This window comes from Colwellia sp. RE-S-Sl-9 (assembly GCF_048296855.1).
Lineage (GTDB): Bacteria > Pseudomonadota > Gammaproteobacteria > Enterobacterales > Alteromonadaceae > Pseudocolwellia.
This window is the reverse complement of record NZ_CP182631.1, coordinates 2557761-2579751: the sequence shown is the minus strand read 5'-3', so window position 1 is coordinate 2579751 and position 21991 is coordinate 2557761. Positions and strand designations below refer to the sequence as shown.

The following is a 21991-nucleotide window of genomic DNA, read 5'->3' as shown; positions in this document are numbered from 1 at the left end:
CTAAGTTCAGGTTACTTACTTCATACTAAACAATCATCGTTTTTAAACTATGATTGTTTAGTTATTACATGTATTAACTTTATGTAAAACGAATAAAGTAAAACCTAAAATGTATTACTCGTTGAATTTAATCTTTACAAGGAGGAAATATGCATTGGTTAGTTTTATAATCATCTAAAACCTTATTTAAACTTTTCTTGTTTAATGGTCTTGAGAAATAATAACCTTGTACCATATCTGCGCCTAATTTTTTAATTACATCAAACTGAGCTTCATGTTCAACACCTTCAACAACCACGTCAACTTCAAGCTCTTGTAGCATTCTAATAATCGATTTAGCTATTTTTTGTTGGTTTAAATCTTCAGGAATATTTTTAATTAAAGAACGATCTATTTTTACTGTATTAAAAGGAAAAAGCGTTAAATAGGATAGTGATGAGTAACCGGTACCAAAATCATCAATAGATACTTTAAAACCTATGTTTTGGGCATTACTAATCCAGTCTTTAGCGGCTTTAAAGTTGGAAATTAGTGAGGTTTCTGTTATTTCTAATTCGATTAAATGATAAGGCACAGTGTGCTTATCACATTCATTTTTAATAAATCCTATTGAGTTATCATCAGAAATTTGTGCGGCACTGATATTTATTGAAATAATAATATCGTCAAAGCCGCCATTTCTCAGTTCAACAAGTTGTAATATACATTGCCTAATAAGCCAGTAACTTAAGTCTTGAATATAAGAGGTTCCCTCAATGATGGAAACAAAAATATCGGGTCTGATAAAACCAACTTGTGAATGATTCCAGCGAGACAGTGCTTCTAACTTCATTATTTTTTGTGTTTTCAGATCAATAATGGGCTGAAAATTAAGATAAATATCGCCATTTTTAAGGGAGCTTATAAAGTCATTAGTTATGGTAAAACGTAAATTTGAATACTCCATCATCGAAGATTCAAATACGCAGAATCGATTTTTACCGAGTTTTTTAGCTTCGTACATTGCAATATCAGCTTGGCGAAGTAATTCACTATGGGATGATGTTGATAAATGACCTATTGCAATACCAATACTCGCCGTTATTTTTATGGTTGTACCGCTAACAATAAAGTTATCATTAAATAGTGATAGTAATTGGTCATATAAACGTTGTTTGTTGGCTATGTTTTCAATGCTCACAACAAACTCGTCGCCACCTAAACGGTATGCAACCACCTTATCGATAGAAATGTTATTTAGCCGTTGACCTACTTGTTTTAATACATCATCGCCAGCTTCATGGCCTAGGTTGTCGTTTACGGGTTTAAATCCGTCTAAGTCAATAAGGGCTAATGCAATTTCATTATGTTGTGGGTCTTCTTGTAATTCTGTTAAATTTTGAATGAAAGCATTTCTATTTAAAAGTTTTGTGAGGCTATCTACAGTGGCTTGCTGTTTAAATGCTTTTTGGTTGGCGACTATTTTTTTTTCGTAACCTTCAATACGGTGTAGCGCTTTATTCATAGCGAATGATAAGGTGCTTAATTCATCATTACTGTTTGAGCTTTTAAGGTCTCCTAATATTTTTTTCGCTTGATTATAATTTTTAACTCCAATGGCTTCAATCACATCGGTTAATAGGTGTAATCTTTTTAAAGGGAAAAAAACTAACATAACAATAACAATGATGATACCAAATGAAATAGCAGCACTGTGAAATAGTATGCTCTTTTTTTGAGTTTGATACTTGTGCATAGTGAGAGTTACATCTTTTAGGAAAATAAAAGTGGCTTCATTGCCTTTTTCGCCAAAAGCTTTCCCCCAAAAGTAAATGTTTTTATCTGTTACTTCGTTATGATAAAGGTAACCCGTTTTAAGTGTTGCTAACTCCTTTTTCTGCTTCGCCATTTGATTGATTATCGGCGCGTTATCTTTGATGTTTGTTAATATTTCAAAAGGATAGGTTTGACTTATATCATTGTTTTTAAATAATTCTGTCTGGTTAATAAGGCCAATATCAAGATCTAAAGATTCGCTGGCATAAACAATTGCAGGTAATAGTTCTGAAGTTAGGGTGAGAGAGGCTGTTTTACCATGAATATAAATAGGAATAGATATTGCAATTTCGCAAGACAAACCACAATAAATTTGATGAAAAGGTTGCAGGTTTTGTCTGGCTTTCATCCCTTGTTGTATTAAAAATTCAGGTAGAGGTTTGCCAAGTAATAACTCTTTTTCTGAATCAAGATAAAGGCTGGTAAGCGAACGATTAATTTTTACTTTTGGCCATATATTTTTTAAATGGTCTAACGAACTTTTTGTTTGCTTAGTACTATTTTCTTTTAATAAAAACATTTCTTCAGCAAGAGATGTTAATTGTTCAACTCTTTGGTGAAGTAATACATTTAACGCTTGGTCAACTTGGCTTTTTATGTGATTAAGTTCATTCTTAATACCAATTTCTTGGCTGTAATTCGTATATAAATAGCTTAAATAAAAGGTAGCCAAAGCAATTGAAAAAAATACGGTAACGGATTTAAATAATAGCCCTTTGAACAATCCTTTCAATATTTAGCCCTTCAATAATCTATTTTTATATACATTTATAATATCAAACTAAAATACATAAACAACTTCAAAAGCAGCCAGTGTCCAGTGCTTTTTCTCCACGGATTCAGGTACTTGATATGAAAAAGGAGGAAGCCACCCCGAGCCTTCTACATAATGTATATCTGCAATAACACTCCAATGTTCGTCAATATTGTAATTAAAACCTACTGAGGAAGTTGTCGCATTATTATACCACGCTGGATCTATGCCTATTAGTGTTTCTAAGCCATTTTTGCTTTCAGCAAAGCGATAAAATTTCTCATGTCTTAACATAAGGTTGAGTGATGAAGTTGCTGCATATTTTAGTTGTGCGTAATAACCTTCCATTGGGCGGCTATTAGGCGGGGTTGGAGTAAAACCAGAAACAACAACATCTCGATATGTATATTCGCTCGTTATCTCGAATCGATTTATGTTGTACTGGATAAATGCAACGTAAGTACTTACTTCTACATCTCCATTACTTATAGAAGGTATTTTATTTCCTATAGGGTAAATAGGTAATGTATCGCTAGAGACTTTCAGGTATTCAGGATGAACATGATTATATGAAAGACCAAATAAGAGGTCGCCTGAATTATAACGTAGATCAAATACTGTTATGTTACCTTCTACCCAATCACCTGAAGTTTCAGAACCTAAAGTAACATCATTGAAATTATCATCAATATATAATTTACCGTAACCTGCTGTTAAATTAATGATGCCCTGTGTTAGTTGGTGTGAAGAAGATAACATTACACCGTCAGTACTGAGCCAAAGATTACGAAATAAATCTAAATAGGCTGATTGAGGCATAATAATACTAGGACGTGTAATGGGTGTGTCTCGCGACGAGTTATACACACCACTGGGTATCTTTATGCGACCAATTGATAGCGACTGTTCAGAGTCGCTAATAAAGCTATCGGTATAGTTTAAATTAGCGTAGTCAATTCTTAGTGTTTTATCCGTAAAGTATTCACCAAATTCACGATAAGCTACTTGTCCTGCAAACGAAATATTATTGCTGTATTCGTAGGTTAGATTTAACGCACTTTCAATTAATTTATTACTATCTTTTTCTGAATGAATAAAATTGTTATCTGATTCATAAACATAACCTATGCCTACATAAGCATTAATATAAATATCATCTGTAGTTTTACCTGTAGCATTAACGCAAAACAGAAGAAAAACAATGTTAACCAATAATCGCAATAACATTATACATCTCCTTTAATTGTGTCAGTTCTGAGGTTTTAATAATCAAATAACCAATGGCGTTATCATTATTTTTTATAAAAGATAATAGGTCTTCTGCATTATCAAATGACTTCGGCCTTCTTGCTTTACCTGAAAAAATAGCCTGATCCCAAATACGCTTTAATTGGTATGGGTAATAATTAAAAAACTTTTGTGTAAAGTCTATCGTATCTTCTGAATTAAGGGGTAAGGAGGTCAGCTGTACTCTTTCGCTATTAGGCATCAATTTTTGTCTAAAAGTATACAAGTTACTGATAGCTTCAAGGCTAATCGTTTCAATGTTATTACTGGCTAGTATAATAAGTTTTTTATCTTCAGCTACAGCGTATGTTGTGTAGCAACATGTTAGATGAAATAGCATGTAAATGATGAGTTTTCTAAGTTTCATATTAAATAAATACGGAGAGCTAAGATATATAGTAGTGTGGCACACTTTAAATCAATCACCAATTAATTGATAAAATTCCCTATAAAAAATATGGTTAACATATTGTAATATAAATTAAAAAATAATTAGATGAATTTAATTTATGCTTTTGAACTGAGTATTTAACGGGTTTGATACACTAATAAATGTATTTCAGCGTAAGTTTAATGGCGGTATTGCTGATTGAAGTTCTCAAAACGGTCATACTTACAAAGTTTAATATGAGTGTTTATCTTTTTATCAATTTATTACATTTTCAAACAGTTTGAAAACACTTCTCAAACAGCTTAGTTTGAACTAATCCTCGATAATAGTTTCATCTTAAATAAATATGATTTTACAAGGATTAAACATGAAACTATTCACTTCATTAGCAACAAGCATTATAGCGTTAACCATTTCTACAGCAGTATTTGCTGAAACTAAAACACCTCACAGTGTAGGTATTCAACTCGGTGGTGGTAATATGGAATATAAAGGTGAAGAGGGAGAGGCTTACGGCACATCTTATTTATTTTACAATTACAAATTCGCACCTTTTTATTCAGTAGAAGTGGGTTTGTTAGGTGGCACTGATGCGGATTGGGATTGTAAAAAAAGGTCGGGTGAGTGGGAATGTTATTCTGACGATGACAGACACGACTTGTTTGATTTAGCAGCAGATGATCTTGAATTAAATGCTGTAGTGGTTGCATTAAAAACTGACTTGTCTTTATCAAAACGTAACAAGTTATATGCTAAAGCAGGTTTAAGTTATTACAACTATGAGATTGAGTTAAACAAAGAGAAAATTGCTGATGAAGATGGCGTTGGCTTTATGTTAGAAGCCGGTTGGGAATATCGTTGGGATATGGGAATTGGTATGAATGCTGGTTTGCAATATCATAAAATGAATGACTTAAAATCAAGCACCTTAAATGTAGGAATAAGCTACGCATTTTAATGTTTTTAAGCGCGTATTATGCAACGAAGTTTGGTTGTTTGGATATATAATTTAGGGGCTAGGTTACTCTTTAACTAAAGGTAACTTAGCGTCAACCCAACCTAACATGTCGCCATCAAGGTGACGAAGATTCGAAAAACCATTTTCTTTCAGTACATGCTCAGCGATTAGTGCTCTTTTACCTGAACGACAATGTACAACCACCATTTTATCTTTGTATTTATCTAAAACAGACAAGTTATCTTTAACGGTATTGTGGCTGATGTTAATCGCATTTTTGATATGTCCTTCGTTAAATTCTTGTGGTGTTCTTACATCTAATACAATAAAACTAGAGTCGTTTGGTTGCGTTAATAATTTCACAAGTTCAGCTTGAGAAATTGTAGCTGTTTGCTCTGCAAATACGTTCAATGACAGCAGGCTAAATAAAGCGAAGGATAATAATTTTTTAATAAACATAAGTGCTCCGATGGAAAGCGATTGATTTAATACCTATAAAGTTTAATAGACCTTAGCTTTTTATGGTATAAATTGTGATTAAAATAATAGCAGATAAAAAAGAAAAAGCCTGCTAAATGGTGCAGGCTTTAATATTGTTTTTTGAATAGTAAAGCTATTTGCTAGGTTTAAAGTACCTAACATAATCTACTTTCATACTGGTTCCATCTATTTTATCTGTTACAGGACCATCCCATTTAATAATGGCAAGGCTTAACCAAATAGGTGTTAAGCTGTGAGCTATTTCGTTTTTCTCGCGACGAATTTCTTCTCCATCAAAATAGAATATCAATTCATCTTCATTCCACTCTAAACCGTAAGTGTGATATTGCTCAGCAAAGTTAATTGATTTTGTAATATCTAAAGTCGCAATATCTCGCCAACCGTTGGGTGTTTCATATTGAACTTTAAAATCGGTAATTAAGCCAGACCAACTTTTACCTTTATACAACCAACCATTGATAAACTCGATTTCAGAAATAGTTTTCGGTGTTTTCCATTCAAGCTCAAACCATTTTTCACCTTCAGTTTGTGATACCCAACTGCTGTTAATATTGTTATCTAACAAGTTATGTAAATTGTTAGATTTTGAGCCTGTTAATTTTAGGTCTTTACTTTGTGATAAATTACTTGTGGCTGTTGCTGATGAATGGGTGCCAAAAACATTAAAATCGCGGATATGAAAAGGTTTAAAATTATTAGAACTGAAGCGTATTTTTGAAGTAGTAACAGGAATTTCTAATGGATAATTATATTTATGTTTTGCACCGTAAGTAGAGGTTCGTGAATCAGATGGATGTGTTTTTTTACCCTTTTCATTTACCGTAATATCGCTCCAATTATGAATATTGGTATTCACCTCATTGGGGTAATGGCCTTCATTAATATCTATTTCAAACAACTTACCTTTTGGTGGTTGTGATCCCAGCGGATATGACATTAACCAGAAAGAGTTATTCGTACCATTTGATGCGGCATATTTATATCGTGCTTCATAATATCCGTAACTAAATTGTTCTTTCGTACGAATACTGCCTGATGTCCATTCTTGTCCAGCGCGTTTTTCTTTACGATTAACAAGATATAAAGCGCCCTCATTTACTTCAACATTCTCACGCCAGCGGCTAGAAAGAATATGATGGCTTGGTCCGTGGTGAGCATCCCAGCGTTTATCCAATTCTTTGGCACCACTTTCACCAACGTAGTCAAATTCATCATGCCATGCTAATTGCCAGTTTGACGGCTGAAAATTGTCTGAAACAACATTAGGTTGAAGATCAACAGTTGTCACTTGTGACTCTTTTTTAGTTGAAACACAACCTATGATAACTGCGGTTGATAAACAACTAATAATCAGTTTTTTCATTTTTATACCTTATCTATCCTATGATTTTTGTTATAAGAGATTACTTAACCCGAGTTCAGGTTACTTAACCTCAACTCGGGTTAATGAATGTTAGATAATGAATTAAAATTCTTATTTATCAAAATCTTAATCTGTATCGTTGTTTTCCTAAGTTATATTAGGCATAAAAATAGCTTGTTGAGTAACTTTGCTTATCCCGAGCTGAGGTTACTTAATCTCCATGTTTGTTTTTTCTCACAAACTTCAGTGGGTTTGGTAAGTTGCTCATCCATGTTGCTGTATAAGAAAATAGTAATAAGCACAAATAACATCGTTGAGTTGAACAAGTGTATTGTAATAATTGCTTTTATTCTAGGTACGTTTTTTAATCTTAATTTTAACGGTTTGTTATCAGCCAAAGCCTAAATTTTTATGGTCAAAATTAAGTAAAGTGTGATTGAAAAAACAATAGATAAAAACGAAAAATAAAGTACTTGGTTAATACGTTTTGTTGCATAAATAATATCACTAGGTTCTGGCTCTAATGCACTGTCGTTAAAACTTAAACGCCTAACCTTAGTGTCGTTATACATGGCAACACCACCGAGTTTTTTACCTATAGCAAGTGCTAGCGCGTAAACCGCAATTGAGTTATTAAGGGCGAAGAAATGTTTTGTGATCAGTCGCCAAAATAAAATAAAGTTTTGCCCTAAAGTGCCTAACATAAAAAAGAAAACAAAAAGTCGAGTAGGTAACCATTGCAATAAATGAACACACTTATTTACAAAGGCTCCAAAGGCTTTATATTGCGGCTGTTTTATATTCCAACTGTAGTGCATTTCGAGTAGTAACCTGAAAGCTAATGCGACATAAGGCCCTAATAAAAAATATAAAAAAGCTACAGTAAAACATTGTTGAATGGTTTGTAATAACTGCATTTCAATGCAGGTTTTGGTTATACCTAAAGAAGATAATTTGTCGGTGTTTCTTAATGTAACAGGTGCAATGAATTGTTTAGCGTCGTAAGTGTTTTTGGCTACCAAGGCTTTAGCTGTTTTAAGTGAGGTGCGAGTTAAACCGAAGGATCCTAAAGCAAAATATAATAAAAATCCTTGCCAAAGCCAGTCTACTTCAATGAAACTTTCAAATAACCAGAGAATAATCAGTAAAGGCGATAGGGTGATTAATGTTGCCATTAATCCAGCTATTTTTTGCTGGTTTGCGTTGTTGTTTTGATTATTCACTTTTTTTGCGAACTGAATGCAAAAAAAACGAAAGAGGTGCATGGGTTCTTTAATAAAGAATATGGAGAGGCATATTTTTACTAGAACAACCACAACAAATATTGTTAGGGGATAAACAAAAGGATTGTCTAGTAAAAAATGATTCATGTATACGATCTATTTATTTAAGTTAATGACTTATTTTTTAATACGTTTAGCATATTTAAAACAAGTTGAGACGAGTTGATTGATGCGGTTTCTAAGTAAGCTTCAAATGACGAAGGAGACTCTTTACCTGCAATATCTGACATTGAACGAATAACAACAAAAGGAACGTTTAGTTGATGACAGGTATGCGCTATAGCAGCACCTTCCATTTCAACGGCTGCCATGGTTGGAAAGTTTTTACGCGCTTTAGCTATATCGTTTTCCGCCGTCATAAAAGTATCACCCGTTGTAATTAAACCCAATAAGGTTTGTATGGGGGTCTCTAATGTTGAACTTAGTGCTTCTACGCCTTCTTGCGCTGCTTCTACTAGCGTAGTATGAGGTATATAAGCCGGAGGGTTAGAAGGTAATTGACCTACTTCGTAGCCAAACGCAGTAACATCTACATCGTGATATCTAACTTCGTTACTTATTACAATGTCGCCCACTTTTAATGACTGCTCAAAACCACCTGCAGAACCCGTATTGACGATATAATCAGGTTTGAATTTATCAATTAAAAAAGCCGTGGCTAATGCTGCAGCAACTTTACCTATACCTGACTGTACAATAACCACATCGTTACCGTTTAATGAACCTTCGTAGAATGTATAACTTGCGTGTTCAGTGGTTACACAGTTTTCGAGCTTACTTTTTAAAATGGCAACTTCAGGCTCCATTGCGCCAATAATTCCTGCTTTCATTAGATGTTTCCGTTAATTTTTTCGAAATATTGGGGCAATTATAGCGGTAATGTTAAGGAAAAGCAGGGAGTATTTTTAAGGGAGAAGATTAGATACAAGCAGGTAAATAGCGATAACAACTTAGCAGGTGAGTTGTTATCTATACCCGTTACCATTTAAGATTTTGAAATACGCATCTTGAGTGGTAACGGGTATATAAAAAGTTAGTGAGGTAAAGCAGCTACGTTGGGAGCGGGTATTTGTCTTGCTGACTTAGGTTTGTTTATGGCTTCTAATTGAGAGCGAGCAGCCGCTGGAGTTAATACACCTGCTGTGTTTTTAGATCTTACGCGTACCATCGGGGCTGGGATCACACTGCCTTTCATTTTAGGCTCGGGTTGAGGTGTACCAATTAAACGTGTGTTGATGCATGAACGTATTTCTTCAACGGTGTAATTGGCTTTTACTTTAATCCTTAAATGAGGAATTGAAGCGGCTTCTAGCGCACCACTTACAAACCAGTCTTTTTTAATTTTATAGCCTTTGCCTTGAGTATCAACTAAGTCTATCGCACCTAAAAGCTTCATTGAGTTTCGGTCACAAAGAACAAAGTCTAAATATTTTTTGTCAGCATTTTTAGCTGCTGCTTGACTTGCTTTACTCGATACACCATTTCGAATAGTTAAAATATCAGACAGTTTAACGCGATTAAGTACGCGGTAATCTGAGCCCATGGCTTGTTCAACTAAGTTTTGAAAGTTTTTTTCGGCTGGCGTAAAAATGGCACTTTTACGATCAAATGGAAAAGGAAAGCTATTATCATTTAATCGACTAGCGAGTAGGGCAACAATAACAACAAGGCTTACCATGGCAAATAATATTAATTCCATAAGCTTCTCCAAGAATTCAAATGTTTGACGGTTTATTTTATGTATTGACTAAAGCACTATTTATGCCAAAAAGTAGCTTGTTGTTTTGCTAATAAAGGGCATTTAATTTATATTGTTGTGAAAATATCTCTAGGCTTCTTAATATTTAATATAAAAGGACTTTTCATGAAAAAAATCATTGCTGCTTTATCACTCGTTTTATCTTTTCAACTACATGCTTTTGAAGAAACAGAAATTGTAACCGAGGCAGAAAATATCTATGTAGTAGATAACCAATGGGAATGGAGCATTTCAGTTAATCAAACAAATTTTGATAATAATGTAAGGTTTTACGGCATTGAAGATTCAGCGTTAGGATTTAGTGTTGATGTTGATTATATTAAAAGTAATTGGATAACAACTCTGTCGGCAAGCTACCTTGCCTATGATGATAATTGGGAATTTAGCCAAGAAGTTGTCGGTAAAGGATTTGGAAATAGAGGCGATAAATCAAATGAAACCTCAGATGCTAGCGGCGTTTTATTAGGTGCGGCGATAGGACGTATTCATTTTTTTGGTGAAGCAAGTGATGTCGCTATTTATGGACAACTTGGTGCTGATTTTATGGTGTATTCTGAACGCTCAATTGGGTTTTGTGATGACTGCTATTCTGAAGATATTGATGTTGATGGCGGTGTATTTTTAAAAGTAGGTTTAGTAAAAGATACAGATATTGTAAATATTGGATTTCACGCTAAAACGTATCTTAGTGGTGATTCTATTGATACGGTTTTCGGTATTTCAGTCGGTTCAACTTATTAAAAATTAAAGAATAAAAAAAGGGAAGCGTTAGCTTCCCAAAAACAACTCTATCAAGAGGTTGGCTAAGTAAACGAGCAGATAAATTTACTTTTTATCTTAATTTGTTAATTACAACGTTAACTACAACGTATATTTGGCTGAAAACTGGAAGTAATTTGAGTCGGCATCTAGTTCTTCCATTTCAAAATTACCTACCTCTAAGCCAAAAGAAAGCTCTTTGGTGTAGTCTTTAAATACATTAACTCCCCAATGAGTTCTATCACGGTCAGACTCGTCTGTAGTGGTGTTACCATAAAAAACTGAGCTACGTGTGTCTTCTGTCCAGAAATGACGATAAGCAACCATAATCGAGGTCGTATCTTCTACTTCTTCTCCCACCATGTCTGTTGATGCGGTTACACCTACATAACGACCTACATTACCGCCATGAAGTTGAAAGCGGAAATCGTCTTTACCATAGGTGTTTATACGACCCGCAACCCCGTAGCCTAATGCTGATTCGGTATTACCTGTAGCTGATTCTAGCTGGCGAGCAACACCAGACACCGATACATTACCCCAGTCACCTGAGAAGGTGTATTTAGCGATAACGTCAGGTGTGCCATCATTTGCTGTGCCACCTTGGGTAATGTTATTACCGCCGTAGGTTTCTGGGTTTTCAATTGCAACTTGTAATCCACCCATGGTGTAACGAATTTGTCCTTGGCGAATAAATGCAGAAGCAACTAAAGGGCCAGCAAAGTCAGCAGCTTCAGCTAAAGAGCTGGTGTTTTGAAATGTTGTCCAGTATTGGCCAACTAAAATGTTTTTGTATTTTATGAACGCGTGGCGTAAGCGTGGTTTTGATGAGTTAGAAATAATTTCATTACCACCACCTGATACACCGTTGCCGTAAAAGTCCATTTCAATAAAGCCGGTAACATCGCCGTGTACATATTTCGTATTAATACGGGTTTCGTTTGCTGAAATACCAAAATTAGAACTATCTTCTGCCAATACGGTACCACCGCCATACCAGTAATCAGTAGCTTGAATATTACCATCAGTATATCGCGTATCTACTTTGATATAACCGCCAAAAATAAGCTTACTATTTTCGCCTGTTTTTATTTCATAACTTGCATTTGCACTGCTGGTTATAGCTAATAAACCACTCATGATTAATACTTTATTTACGTTGAACATTTTATCCCCTTATTTAGCGTTAAAGACGATGCTTAGTATCTTTTGGCTAATTTATATAATGTGTAATGTTTTGTATTTTAAAGGTATTGCTGTTTATGTTTTATGTGGAGCTAGTGCTCCACATGGTGTGCTCAGTTTAATTAATTATTCTTCTAAGGTACTTAAATCACCTTCGTCTTGTCCTAATGCACGAGCTTTTAAAACTCTACGCATAATTTTACCTGAGCGTGTTTTAGGTAAAGAATCGATAAATTTGACACATTCAGGCATGGCGATTTTCCCCATTTCGGTGCCAACATGGTCGCGTAGTTCTTGTTCAAGGGCTTGATCACCGATTACACCTTCTTGCAAAATTACGTAGGTATGAATAGCGTTACCTTTTAGCTCGTGCGGTAGGCCAATGGCTGCTGCTTCGGTAACTTTTGGATGACTCACTAAAGCACTTTCAATTTCAGACGTGCCTAAACGGTAGCCACTGACTTTGAGTACTTCGTCCATTCGACCAATAACCCAGATATAGCCGTCTTCATCTATTTTTGCGCTGTCACCCGCAAGGTAATGCCATTCGCCATTTTCTTTTTGGGTCCAGTACAAATCTGCATATCGTTGATCATCTTTAAATATGGTTCGTGCCATACCTGGCCACGGGTTTTTTATAATAAGTTTACCTTCTTCATTAGGTGCAACTTCATTACCGTCGTCGTCCATTACTGATATTTCGTTACCAAAGAAAGGTTTGGTTGCAGAGCCCGGTTTAAGAGGGGTAATAGGTAGTGGACAAATCATGAAACCACCTGTTTCGGTTTGCCACCAAGTATCAATAATAGGACATTTGTCTTGACCAATAACATGGTGATACCAGCGCCATGCTTCAGGGTTAATGGGTTCGCCCACACTACCTAATAAACGTAAGCTTGATAGATCGTGTTTTTGTGGCCAGCGCTCACCAAAGCGCATCAAACCACGGATGGCTGTTGGTGATGTATATAAAATATTGATGCCGTATTTTTCAACAATTTGCCACCAACGATTCGGGTAAGGATAGTTTGGTGCTCCTTCGTATAACATGATGGTTGCGCCATTAATTAATGGACCATACACAATGTAACTATGACCTGTGATCCAACCTGGATCTGCAGCACACCACCAACGATCTTGAGGTTTTATATCAAAGGCCATGCGATGGGTAGTAGAGGTATAAACAGCGTAACCACCATGAGTGTGTTGCATACCTTTAGGTTTACCTGTTGTGCCTGATGTGTACAGGATAAAGAGTGGATCTTCAGCTGAGGTTTTTTCTGTTTCACATTTAGGGCTAGCGATAGGTAAGGCTTGTAAGTCGTGCAACCAAAAATCGCGAGAAGGCTCCATTTCTACATCAAGTTTGTTATTTTTTACACAAATACATACTTCAATTGATGGGGTACGTTCCATTGCATCGTTAGCAATGCTTTTAAGATTGATTTGTTTACCTCGGCGCCAGCCTCCATCAGCCGTAATTAATACGCGAGAATGAGCATCGTCAATACGAGATGCCAGAGCATCGGTACTAAATCCTCCATAAACTACTGAATGGATAGCGCCAATTTTGGCACAAGCAAGCATAGCAAAAATAAGCTCTGGAATTTGTGGCATATAGATAGTGACGATGTCGCCTTTTTCTACACCCATACTTTTTAATACATTGGCAAACTGACAAACTTCGCGGTTTAAACCATTGTATGAATAGTTACGTACTTGGCCGTTTTCGCCTTCCCAGATAATGGCCATTTTGTTGCGGTTAGCATTTTCAAGATGGCGGTCTACAGCGTTATGTACAATGTTTATTTCTCCGCCATCAAACCATTTATAAAAAGGCGCGTTGCTGTCGTCTAATACGCTGTCCCATTTTTTATACCAGTCTAGGGTTTCTGCTTGTTCAGCCCAAAAGCCTTCACGATCGTTAATTGAATAGTTATACATAGCTTCGTAATCGCTTACGTTTGCTTGAGCGATAACTTCTTCACTTGGATAAAAAATGTCAGATTTATTTAACTCGTTCATGAGTTGCCCCTTTACCGCTAAAATTTTAGCTAATGAATAGTTTGAAATTACCCAATAAACTAAACATTTCTTTGGCAATTGAATATTAGACCTAAGTCTACAATTTCATAAAAGGGGCTATGACTTTAGTCTAATAGCAAATCAATTAGGGGGTTTAAAGTAATAGGTCAGACAGTGTTACTTTATTGGGGCTTGCCATAGCATTAACTTGTGCCATAAGTAGTTCAGCAGTGGCTATAGCATCGTTTAAGGCATTATGTGCATAGTGTTCAGGTAGTTGATATTGATATCGTAATGCCGATAAACGTAAGGTGGAAGGATCGTAAGCAACGTCTCGGTTATCTAATCGTTTTTTTGCCACCATTAAGGTGTCTATCATTGGAAACACGGGGGCGATGCCATAAAGGTTTATGCAAGCTTGTTGTAAAAATTCACGTTCAATTCTGGCAAAGTGTACCAACATGACTTTACCTGTAAGTGCTTTTAATAATGTTTCAACAACCACTCTAAGTGGCTCACCTTGATCCTTTTGGCTATCGGTAATTTGATGAATAGTGACATTGTCTGATTTTAATCGACCTTTGCTGCGAACTATTTGATGATAACTACTTTTTAGTGGAATTTTATTAGCAAATAAATCGACAAAACCAACACTTAATAATTTATCTTTTTTAGTATGTAAACCGGTTGTTTCAAAGTCGACGGATAAAATAGGGGTGTCTACAAATAATTGTTTTTCATCAGGAAAGGGGACAGATAAAAAATCATGCAAAGGTCCTGCAGGCGTGCGTTTTAATAGGCGTTTTCTTTTTGCTTCATAGCCAAATATGTTGTTGAAAATCATTAACTCAAGCCCCTAATATGACGTTTGTCTAACGTCTTGCATGGTTTTTATGACTTTAAATGCGTCTTTAAGATGCTCTCTTTCTAATTTAGATAACGCTTTGGGTGGCAATAAGTTATTAGGTTTTTTGTTATTTTGCATTCGTGTTGATTGGTTTTGCATACGTAGCATAGAAATAAATTCGTAAGCATCAATTAGGTTTGCCGCAGATTCTTTTGTTAATGACCGTGAACCGGCTACTTTTTTTAATCGTTCTATGGTGTTTGTTGCACTAACGCCTTCTGCTAACGCATAAATTCTAGCAAGGTCAACAATAGGCGCTATGCCGTTATGTTTAAGATCAAGTACCGATTTATTTTCTCCGTCATGTTTTAAAACAAAGTCTCTAAAAAAACCTAGAGGTGGTTTTAATCTTAAGGCATTTTTTGATAAATGAGCGATAAATAGGGTGCTGCGTTTGGTTTGTTCTAACATGCTATTACGCACGCTTTCTAATAACGACGCATCGCCATACACTGTGGTTAAATCAAAAAAAACGCTGGCGTTTAATAAGGCTTCTGAACTTGGTGTGTTTACCCATTTGTCGAAATAACGATGCCATATTTTTTGAGGTTGCCGCCATTTTGGGTTGGTAGCCATTATATCGCCAGGGCAATAAATAAAGCCACAGGCGGCTAAGCCATCAGAAACAAAAGTGGCTAAGTCAAAAAACCAGAATTCGTCTTCGTGCTTCATGTTGTCTGAAATGATCAAAGCATTGTCTTGATCTGAATGAGCAAATTGTTCTTGGCGTGCTTGCGAACCTGCCGCTAACCATGCATAAGGAACAGGAGGAGGACCTAATAGTTTTTCAGCCATTTCAATTAAACGAATAGTAAAAGCCATGGTAATAGCACTAATACTTTTACCCACATGATCGGATGTTGTACCTAGTTTAGCCATACGTATTTGTAGTTTAGGTAGCATTTTACTTATTTTAGCCAGTTCACTTACGGTAGTCGCTTTATGAATAATACTGGTTAAGTTAACGGCGTTTTGGCCTTCGTAATTCATTAAGTCGGTCACGGTTACCATGCCTTCAAGTTGGCCTTTATTGGTTACGGGTAAGTGATGGATATGTTTACTTGTCATAACCATTAACGCGTCGTAGGCATTGCTATTTATATCAATAGTGATTGGGTTTTGGGTAATAATATCGGTAATAGGTTGGCTAAAAGGTAGCCCTTGAGCAACACAGCGCCGACGAATATCTTTATCGGTCACTATGCCAATAAAATTGTCGTTATCTAAAACGATCAAGCAAGAGTAGCCGAGATCTGTCATTTTAATTGCGGCTTGTTGAATGGTACTTTTATGAGAAATACTAGCCACTGGCGTGTGATAAAAGTGTGTTATAGGGGTATTTGTTAATGATGAAGAAATAATAGCGTCTTCATTAACTCGGCTCATTTTTTTGTGTAAACGCTGTTCGGCACTTTGCTCAAAAAAAGCAATAACATCAGGAAACGCATGCAACATTTCTTGTAATACAGGATATGACAATGCATACAATAACGTATCTTCTTTACTGCATAGTCTTATATTTATACTGGTTTGAGAATGGCAGTAAAGCGTACAAATATCACTTTCGCTAAACATACCGAGTAGTTCATTGCTGGCTGAGTAATAACTTAAAGCGCCTTTTCTTATAACGAATAAGGTTTCAGTGTCTAACGTATCGGGTGTTATGTCTTCTTGCTTGCGTAAATAACAAATATCTATTTCTTTTACGACCATCTCTAACTGAGTGTCAGGTAGTAAGTCAAAGGGCGGTATCGCTTTAATAAATCCGCAAATATCGGCGAGTTCGTTGCTCATATTATACTATCCTAGATAACGTTACCTATGTTTTAGGGCAGTAGCTCTACGTAGTCAACAATAATCCACCCGCTTTAGACTAAAGTGTAATACTCCAATTGAAAAAAGCTTTGTTTGTATAGTACAAAGCTCTTATTAGGGTCTGTTGACCTTTAAGATATGATTTGCAGCAGTCTGTTTGATTTTATTTTTATACGAGACATAGTGATGGATGTGTGGTCGTTCCACATAAAATCACTATAACGATGTAGAAAGATCAACAGACCCTAGTATTTTGGATAAAGCAATTTTCATCAATATTATCGCCAATTTGGCGTTTATTTATTTGTATTGAAGGTGGTTATTTTACTTGTTGTTGAAAATGACTTTGCTATAATATCGCAGCAAATTTTATGCTTACTGCATTATCATCGTTTTTATTGTTCTTTATTGTGTAAAATCATTAACGAATGCGATAGAACGAATTATATTTGGCTGGTTATCTAATCATTAAGGTTTTCTCGTTTGAGTTTACAACATTATCTGCAAGGAAAATCGGAATCTACGAGCAGTGGATTACGTTTTAGTATGCGTTCAATTGTTGTTGAAGATAAATTAATATCTGCCTTTTCAATTTTGCTTATTTCTACTTTGATGTTTTTTAATATTTTTTTTGAAAATATTAACGAATTAACTCACTTATTAAATGATGAGGCTTTATCTGAGTCGCTTCTCGTTAATATAGTCAGTTTTTTTGGTAGTTCATTAATGCCGAGCCAATTACTCATTGGTTTATGCTGGTTAGTCTTTTTATTTTTCCCCGCACGTCGTGCTGGGATTGTATTACGTAAAACGGTTTTTGCTTTCTGCGAAATCTTACAATCTTTTATTTTTTTTAGTCCTCATGGATCTCGTGCCCCTCCTCAAATAAAGGGTTAATCGCAAACTGACACTTAGCTGTTTAGTTTCTGCATATCTTTACTTTGATATTCGTGTTATTGCGATTTACTCAACCTAATTAAATTTTCTATTTTTTTAATCATTAACCTTTGTAGTTAATGATGGGATTTATTTGAAAATTTTTTATAACTTGTTGTTTTTTTTTAAATTTAAAAACAACACATTTTTAAATTTAGGTTATATCAATTTACTTAATTAAAGATTAAGAATTGCTCATTGTAATGAGCTGTTCTGATTGCTTGTTATGTGAATGGGTATTAATAGGATAGTCCATTGTTAATTCGAAACTTTTGTAATATTGCTATCGCTAGTACAGTACTGACATTGTCTGGCTGTAAAGGTGGAATACTCGATCCAAAAGGACAAATAGGCATTGATGAAAAAAACTTAATCATCATAGCAACTGTGCTTATGTTACTTGTCGTGATCCCCGTTATTGTGATGACTGTATATTTCGCATGGAAATACAGAGACACACAAACTCATGAAATTTATGCTCCAAAATGGGCTCACTCCAGCAAAATTGAAGCTGTTGTTTGGGCTGTTCCTATTGTAATTGTTGTTATTTTAGGTGTGATTACCTGGCAATCTACGCATAGCTTGGATCCTTATAAACCTATTGAAGGTAAAGGTAAGCATCTGACTGTTGAGGTGGTGTCATTAAACTGGAAGTGGTTATTTATTTATCCTGAGCAAGGTATTGCAACGGTGAATGAATTGGTTTTTCCAGCGAATGTGCCTGTGGAATATAAAATCACCTCTGAAAGCACAATGAACTCGTTTTTCATTCCGCAATTAGGTAGTCAAATTTATTCCATGGCTGGAATGCAAACCAAGTTGCATTTGATTGCTAATGAAGCCGGTACTTTTGAGGGGTTTTCGGCAAATTATAGTGGTGCTGGTTTCTCTGGAATGAAGTTCGATGCTATTGCAACACCTACTCAGGCAGACTTCGATAAATGGGTCAGTAATATTAAAGCGCATGGCAACAAATTAACGAAAGAGAATTATTACGAACTAGCTAAAGCCAGTAAAAATAATCCTGTAACTTATTATGGCGATGTCGATGAAGGGTTATTTCATACCGTTATGATGAAATATATGGAGGATATGTCGGGGATGAAAGGTATGCCTAAAGCGCTAACTTCACATGAATCTAAATCTCATAAAGCTATATCTCATCAATCAATGGATTCAATGGCAATGCCTGCACATTCAACATCATCTCTTACTCAAGGCGAGGAATAACAATGTCATTTTTAGGCAAATTATCTTTAGATTCCATTCCATTCCATGAGCCGATTCTTATGGTGACTATAACGGGCATTATATTAATCGGACTTATTATTTTCGGGTTAATTACCAAGTATAAAAAATGGGGAGTATTGTGGCGCGATTGGATCACCTCTGTTGATCATAAACGTTTAGGTGTTATGTACATATTACTTGCGTTAATCATGTTATTCCGTGGTTTTAGTGATGCTATTATGATGCGTTCGCAATTAGCGCTGGCTACTAATGGTGCCGCAGGTTACTTACCACCAGAGCATTATGATCAAATCTTTACCGCTCATGGCGTTATCATGATTATTTTTATGGCGATGCCATTTATGATTGGTTTAATGAACATTGTTCTGCCATTACAAATTGGCGCGCGTGATGTTGCTTTTCCATTTTTAAATAATTTAAGCTTTTGGTTAACAGCCAGTGGCGCCATTTTAATTAATATATCACTTGTTTTTGGTGAGTTTGCTAAAACAGGTTGGGTTGCTTATCCACCACTTTCGGAGCTTTCTTTTAGCCCTGGGGTTGGTGTCGATTATTATATTTGGGCCTTACAAATATCTGGACTTGGTACGTTATTAACGGCAGTTAACTTTTTAGTGACTGTATTTAAAATGCGAGCGCCAGGTATGACCTTGATGAAAATGCCTATTTTTACTTGGACATGTACTTGGGCCAACATTTTAATCGCTGCGTCCTTCCCTATTTTAACTGCTGTATTGGCGATGTTAACGCTGGATCGTTATCTTGGTTTTCACTTCTTTACTAATGATGGTGGCGGTAATGCCATGATGTATATCAACTTGTTTTGGGCATGGGGCCATCCTGAGGTATATATTTTAGTTTTACCTGCTTTTGGAATTTTTTCTGAAGTTATTTCTACTTTCACTGGTAAACGTTTGTTTGGTTATAAATCAATGATTTATGCAAGTGGCGCTATTTCAATTTTAGGTTTTATTGTTTGGTTACATCATTTCTTTACCATGGGTTCGAGCGCTAATGTGAATGCCTTTTTTGGTGTGATGACTATGGTGATAGCCGTACCCACTGGTGTGAAACTATTTAACTGGCTATTTACTATTTATCGAGGTCGATTACGTATTTCAGCCCCAGTATTATGGACATTAGGTTTTATGGTGACTTTCACCGTAGGCGGTATGACTGGTGTACTGTTAGCAATTCCTGGTGCTGATTATGTTTTACATAATAGTTTGTTCTTAATCGCGCATTTCCATAACACCATAATTGGTGGTGCTGTATTTGGCTACTTGGCTGGTTTCGCATTCTGGTTCCCTAAAGCAATGGGTTTTAAACTTAATGAACGTTGGGGGAAAGCCTCTTTCTGGTTCTGGATTATTGGCTTTTTTGTTGCGTTTATGCCGCTTTACGTATTGGGCTTCTTAGGCATGACACGTCGTTTAAATCAAACCAATAACCCTGATTGGAATATTTGGTTATACATTGCAGCAGGTGGTGCAGTGATCATTATGTTCGGTATTATTTGCCAAGTTATTCAATTGTACGTGAGCTTTAGAGATCGTGAAGCGCTTGATGATAAAACAGGTGATCCTTGGAATGGTCATACCCTTGAATGGGCAACATCGTCACCGCCACAGGCTTATAACTTCGCACAAATTCCACATGTTGATGATATTGATATGTGGACTGAGATGAAAGAAAAAGGGCAAGCCTACCAATCTAAAGAAAGCTATAGCGCAATTCATATGCCTAAAAATACATCTGCAGGAGTATTCATGGGTGCGGCTTTAACAGCTTTTTGTTTTGCGATGATTTGGAATATATGGTGGTTAGCTATTGTTGGCTTTGTGAGTGCTATTGGTATTTTTATTAAACGTTGTTACTGCAATGATGTTGATTATTATGTGCAACCTGAAGAGATAGCTGAAACAGAAAAAGCCTATAACTTAAGTGGTCGTGAAGGAGTAAAAGCATGAGTACACTTGCTGCAGATTTAAAGATTGTAAATATAGTAAGTGGCGAATCACAGTCACTCACTCATGATGAACACCATGATACCTCTGGTGACACCGTTTTTGGTTTTTGGTTATACCTCATGACGGATTGTTTATTGTTTGCTTCATTTTTTGCTACTTATGCTGTGTTGTTTATGAATACTGCGGGTGGTGTTTCGGGCAAAGATATTTTTGAACTCGATTTTGTGGCAGTAGAAACAGCCGCATTACTGGTGAGTAGTATTACTTTTGGTTTTGCCATGATTGCCGCTCAAGGGCAAAAGAAAGCGTTAACCTTAATGTGGTTAGTGATTACTTTTTGTTTAGGTGCGGTGTTTATTGGTATGGAAGTGTACGAGTTTCATCACCTAATTGTACATGGGAATGGCCCGCAACAAAGCGCTTTTTTAACCTCTTTTTTCTCATTAGTTGGCTTACATGGCTTACATGTAACAGCAGGTCTAATTTGGATGACCATAATGATGATAGAAGTTTCTAAACGTGGCTTAGGCAAAGCAACAGTAACGCGTTTAAGTTGCTTAAGCCTATTTTGGCACTTCTTAGATATTGTGTGGATTTGTGTATTTACTGTTGTTTATTTAATGGGAGCAATGTAATGAGCTATAACGAAATACACCATGATGAAGCACACCATAGCGCATCACACGGTAGTGTAAAAACTTACCTCATTGGGTTTGTTTTATCTGTGATTTTAACGGCTATTCCATTTTATATGGTAATGAGTGGCGACTTTTCGAAGATGACAACGCTATGGAGTATTGTAACTTTAGCTATTGTTCAAATTGGAGTGCATTTAAAATACTTTTTACATCTTAATTTTATAACTGAAGATGGGAGAGCAAGTAGCTTTTCATTTTTATTCAGTGCCTTGATTATTGTTATGGTCGTTGGCTTATCGGTTTGGATCATATACGAATCAAACGCAATGATGATGTATTAATTTAATGGATAATATACTCATAACCATTCAAGTGCTCTGAAATAGCCTCTTGA

Annotated in this window: 19 protein-coding genes; 7 read left to right on the top strand and 12 right to left on the bottom strand. The window is 35.8% G+C overall.

What is annotated here, in order from left to right:
* Positions 1-127: 127 nt before the first annotated feature.
* The 3 genes from ACM9HF_RS11060 to ACM9HF_RS11050 are packed head-to-tail and all read right to left on the bottom strand — an operon-like array spanning position 128 to position 4223.
* Positions 128-2548: a putative bifunctional diguanylate cyclase/phosphodiesterase gene (locus ACM9HF_RS11060; RefSeq protein WP_473607850.1), complete on the bottom strand. Its 2421-nt coding sequence runs from the start codon at positions 2546-2548 to the stop codon at positions 128-130.
* Positions 2549-2596: 48 nt separating this feature from the next.
* Complete coding sequence (locus tag ACM9HF_RS11055) at positions 2597-3796, bottom strand: hypothetical protein (RefSeq protein WP_473607846.1); 1200 nt, start codon at positions 3794-3796, stop codon at positions 2597-2599.
* Complete coding sequence (locus ACM9HF_RS11050) at positions 3774-4223, bottom strand: hypothetical protein (protein ID WP_473607842.1); 450 nt, start codon at positions 4221-4223, stop codon at positions 3774-3776. The genes ACM9HF_RS11055 and ACM9HF_RS11050 overlap by 23 nt, the downstream gene beginning before the upstream one ends.
* Positions 4224-4614: 391 nt before the next feature.
* Here ACM9HF_RS11050 and ACM9HF_RS11045 point away from each other — a divergent pair, with 391 nt between their 5' ends.
* Positions 4615-5205 carry an outer membrane beta-barrel protein gene (locus tag ACM9HF_RS11045; protein ID WP_473607839.1) on the top strand — a complete coding sequence of 197 codons (591 nt, stop codon included), beginning with the start codon at positions 4615-4617 and terminating at the stop codon, positions 5203-5205.
* A 63-nt stretch (positions 5206-5268) separates the two neighbouring features.
* Here ACM9HF_RS11045 and ACM9HF_RS11040 read toward each other — a convergent pair whose 3' ends face one another.
* From ACM9HF_RS11040 to ACM9HF_RS11020, 5 genes are all read right to left on the bottom strand, one after another.
* Complete coding sequence (locus tag ACM9HF_RS11040; protein WP_473607835.1) at positions 5269-5664, bottom strand: rhodanese-like domain-containing protein; 396 nt, start codon at positions 5662-5664, stop codon at positions 5269-5271.
* A gap of 154 nt (positions 5665-5818) precedes the next feature.
* Positions 5819-7069, bottom strand: coding sequence for a glycoside hydrolase family 16 protein (locus ACM9HF_RS11035; protein ID WP_473607831.1), 1251 nt, complete (start codon positions 7067-7069; stop codon positions 5819-5821).
* Positions 7070-7470: 401 nt separating this feature from the next.
* Positions 7471-8334, bottom strand: a complete 864-nt coding sequence (locus ACM9HF_RS11030) for a cobalamin biosynthesis protein CobD/CbiB (RefSeq protein WP_473607829.1) — start codon at positions 8332-8334, stop codon at positions 7471-7473.
* 122 nt (positions 8335-8456) lie between these two features.
* Positions 8457-9182, bottom strand: a complete 726-nt coding sequence (gene mtnN / locus ACM9HF_RS11025) for a 5'-methylthioadenosine/S-adenosylhomocysteine nucleosidase (RefSeq protein ID WP_473607825.1) — start codon at positions 9180-9182, stop codon at positions 8457-8459.
* A 203-nt stretch (positions 9183-9385) separates the two neighbouring features.
* Positions 9386-10051 carry a DUF2726 domain-containing protein gene (locus ACM9HF_RS11020; RefSeq protein WP_473607822.1) on the bottom strand — a complete coding sequence of 222 codons (666 nt, stop codon included), beginning with the start codon at positions 10049-10051 and terminating at the stop codon, positions 9386-9388.
* A 165-nt stretch (positions 10052-10216) separates the two neighbouring features.
* Here ACM9HF_RS11020 and ACM9HF_RS11015 point away from each other — a divergent pair, with 165 nt between their 5' ends.
* Positions 10217-10852: a hypothetical protein gene (locus tag ACM9HF_RS11015; RefSeq protein ID WP_473607819.1), complete on the top strand. Its 636-nt coding sequence runs from the start codon at positions 10217-10219 to the stop codon at positions 10850-10852.
* A gap of 120 nt (positions 10853-10972) precedes the next feature.
* On the opposite strand, the gene ACM9HF_RS11010 is transcribed toward ACM9HF_RS11015, so the two are convergent.
* From ACM9HF_RS11010 to ACM9HF_RS10995, 4 genes are all read right to left on the bottom strand, one after another.
* Positions 10973-12037 (bottom strand): DcaP family trimeric outer membrane transporter, encoded by a 1065-nt coding sequence (locus ACM9HF_RS11010; protein WP_473607816.1) that lies wholly within the window; start codon positions 12035-12037, stop codon positions 10973-10975.
* Positions 12038-12181: 144 nt separating this feature from the next.
* The gene (acs, locus tag ACM9HF_RS11005) at positions 12182-14080 is read right to left on the bottom strand and encodes an acetate--CoA ligase (RefSeq protein WP_473607813.1); all 1899 of its coding nucleotides are present in this window, start codon (positions 14078-14080) and stop codon (positions 12182-12184) included.
* 154 nt (positions 14081-14234) lie between these two features.
* Positions 14235-14924: an exonuclease domain-containing protein gene (locus tag ACM9HF_RS11000; protein WP_473607809.1), complete on the bottom strand. Its 690-nt coding sequence runs from the start codon at positions 14922-14924 to the stop codon at positions 14235-14237.
* 12 nt (positions 14925-14936) lie between these two features.
* Complete coding sequence (locus ACM9HF_RS10995) at positions 14937-16781, bottom strand: putative nucleotidyltransferase substrate binding domain-containing protein (RefSeq protein WP_473607807.1); 1845 nt, start codon at positions 16779-16781, stop codon at positions 14937-14939.
* 504 nt (positions 16782-17285) lie between these two features.
* Between ACM9HF_RS10995 and ACM9HF_RS10990 the strand changes: the two genes are divergently transcribed.
* The 5 genes from ACM9HF_RS10990 to cyoD all read left to right on the top strand — a co-directional run bounded on the left by ACM9HF_RS10990 (position 17286) and on the right by cyoD (position 21938).
* Complete coding sequence (locus ACM9HF_RS10990) at positions 17286-17699, top strand: hypothetical protein (RefSeq protein WP_473607804.1); 414 nt, start codon at positions 17286-17288, stop codon at positions 17697-17699.
* 294 nt (positions 17700-17993) lie between these two features.
* A complete protein-coding gene (gene cyoA, locus ACM9HF_RS10985) occupies positions 17994-18968 on the top strand; it encodes a ubiquinol oxidase subunit II (protein WP_473607800.1) in 975 nt (324 codons plus the stop codon).
* Positions 18969-18970: 2 nt separating this feature from the next.
* Positions 18971-20959, top strand: a complete 1989-nt coding sequence (gene cyoB, locus ACM9HF_RS10980; RefSeq protein ID WP_473607797.1) for a cytochrome o ubiquinol oxidase subunit I — start codon at positions 18971-18973, stop codon at positions 20957-20959.
* Positions 20956-21594 (top strand): cytochrome o ubiquinol oxidase subunit III, encoded by a 639-nt coding sequence (gene cyoC / locus ACM9HF_RS10975; protein WP_473607793.1) that lies wholly within the window; start codon positions 20956-20958, stop codon positions 21592-21594. Before cyoB ends, cyoC begins: the two co-directional genes overlap by 4 nt.
* On the top strand, positions 21594-21938 hold the full coding sequence (gene cyoD / locus ACM9HF_RS10970; RefSeq protein ID WP_473607790.1) for a cytochrome o ubiquinol oxidase subunit IV: 345 nt from the start codon (positions 21594-21596) through the stop codon (positions 21936-21938). Before cyoC ends, cyoD begins: the two co-directional genes overlap by 1 nt.
* The last annotated feature ends 53 nt before the right edge of the window (positions 21939-21991 follow it).

Excerpts from the sequence above, each read along its gene's own strand:
- ACM9HF_RS11055 (WP_473607846.1), bottom strand. The coding sequence starts at position 3,796 with ATGTTATTGCGATTATTGGTTAACATTGTTTTTCTTCTGTTTTGCGTT.
- acs (WP_473607813.1), bottom strand. The coding sequence starts at position 14,080 with ATGAACGAGTTAAATAAATCTGACATTTTTTATCCAAGTGAAGAAGTT.
- ACM9HF_RS11000 (WP_473607809.1), bottom strand. The coding sequence starts at position 14,924 with ATGATTTTCAACAACATATTTGGCTATGAAGCAAAAAGAAAACGCCTA.
- ACM9HF_RS11030 (WP_473607829.1), bottom strand. The coding sequence starts at position 8,334 with ATGCACCTCTTTCGTTTTTTTTGCATTCAGTTCGCAAAAAAAGTGAAT.
- cyoC (WP_473607793.1), top strand. The coding sequence starts at position 20,956 with ATGAGTACACTTGCTGCAGATTTAAAGATTGTAAATATAGTAAGTGGC.
- ACM9HF_RS11035 (WP_473607831.1), bottom strand. The coding sequence starts at position 7,069 with ATGAAAAAACTGATTATTAGTTGTTTATCAACCGCAGTTATCATAGGT.
- ACM9HF_RS10995 (WP_473607807.1), bottom strand. The coding sequence starts at position 16,781 with ATGAGCAACGAACTCGCCGATATTTGCGGATTTATTAAAGCGATACCG.
- mtnN (WP_473607825.1), bottom strand. The coding sequence starts at position 9,182 with ATGAAAGCAGGAATTATTGGCGCAATGGAGCCTGAAGTTGCCATTTTA.
- cyoD (WP_473607790.1), top strand. The coding sequence starts at position 21,594 with ATGAGCTATAACGAAATACACCATGATGAAGCACACCATAGCGCATCA.
- ACM9HF_RS11050 (WP_473607842.1), bottom strand. The coding sequence starts at position 4,223 with ATGAAACTTAGAAAACTCATCATTTACATGCTATTTCATCTAACATGT.
- ACM9HF_RS11010 (WP_473607816.1), bottom strand. The coding sequence starts at position 12,037 with ATGTTCAACGTAAATAAAGTATTAATCATGAGTGGTTTATTAGCTATA.
- ACM9HF_RS11020 (WP_473607822.1), bottom strand. The coding sequence starts at position 10,051 with ATGGAATTAATATTATTTGCCATGGTAAGCCTTGTTGTTATTGTTGCC.
- ACM9HF_RS11045 (WP_473607839.1), top strand. The coding sequence starts at position 4,615 with ATGAAACTATTCACTTCATTAGCAACAAGCATTATAGCGTTAACCATT.
- ACM9HF_RS11040 (WP_473607835.1), bottom strand. The coding sequence starts at position 5,664 with ATGTTTATTAAAAAATTATTATCCTTCGCTTTATTTAGCCTGCTGTCA.
- ACM9HF_RS11015 (WP_473607819.1), top strand. The coding sequence starts at position 10,217 with ATGAAAAAAATCATTGCTGCTTTATCACTCGTTTTATCTTTTCAACTA.
- cyoB (WP_473607797.1), top strand. The coding sequence starts at position 18,971 with ATGTCATTTTTAGGCAAATTATCTTTAGATTCCATTCCATTCCATGAG.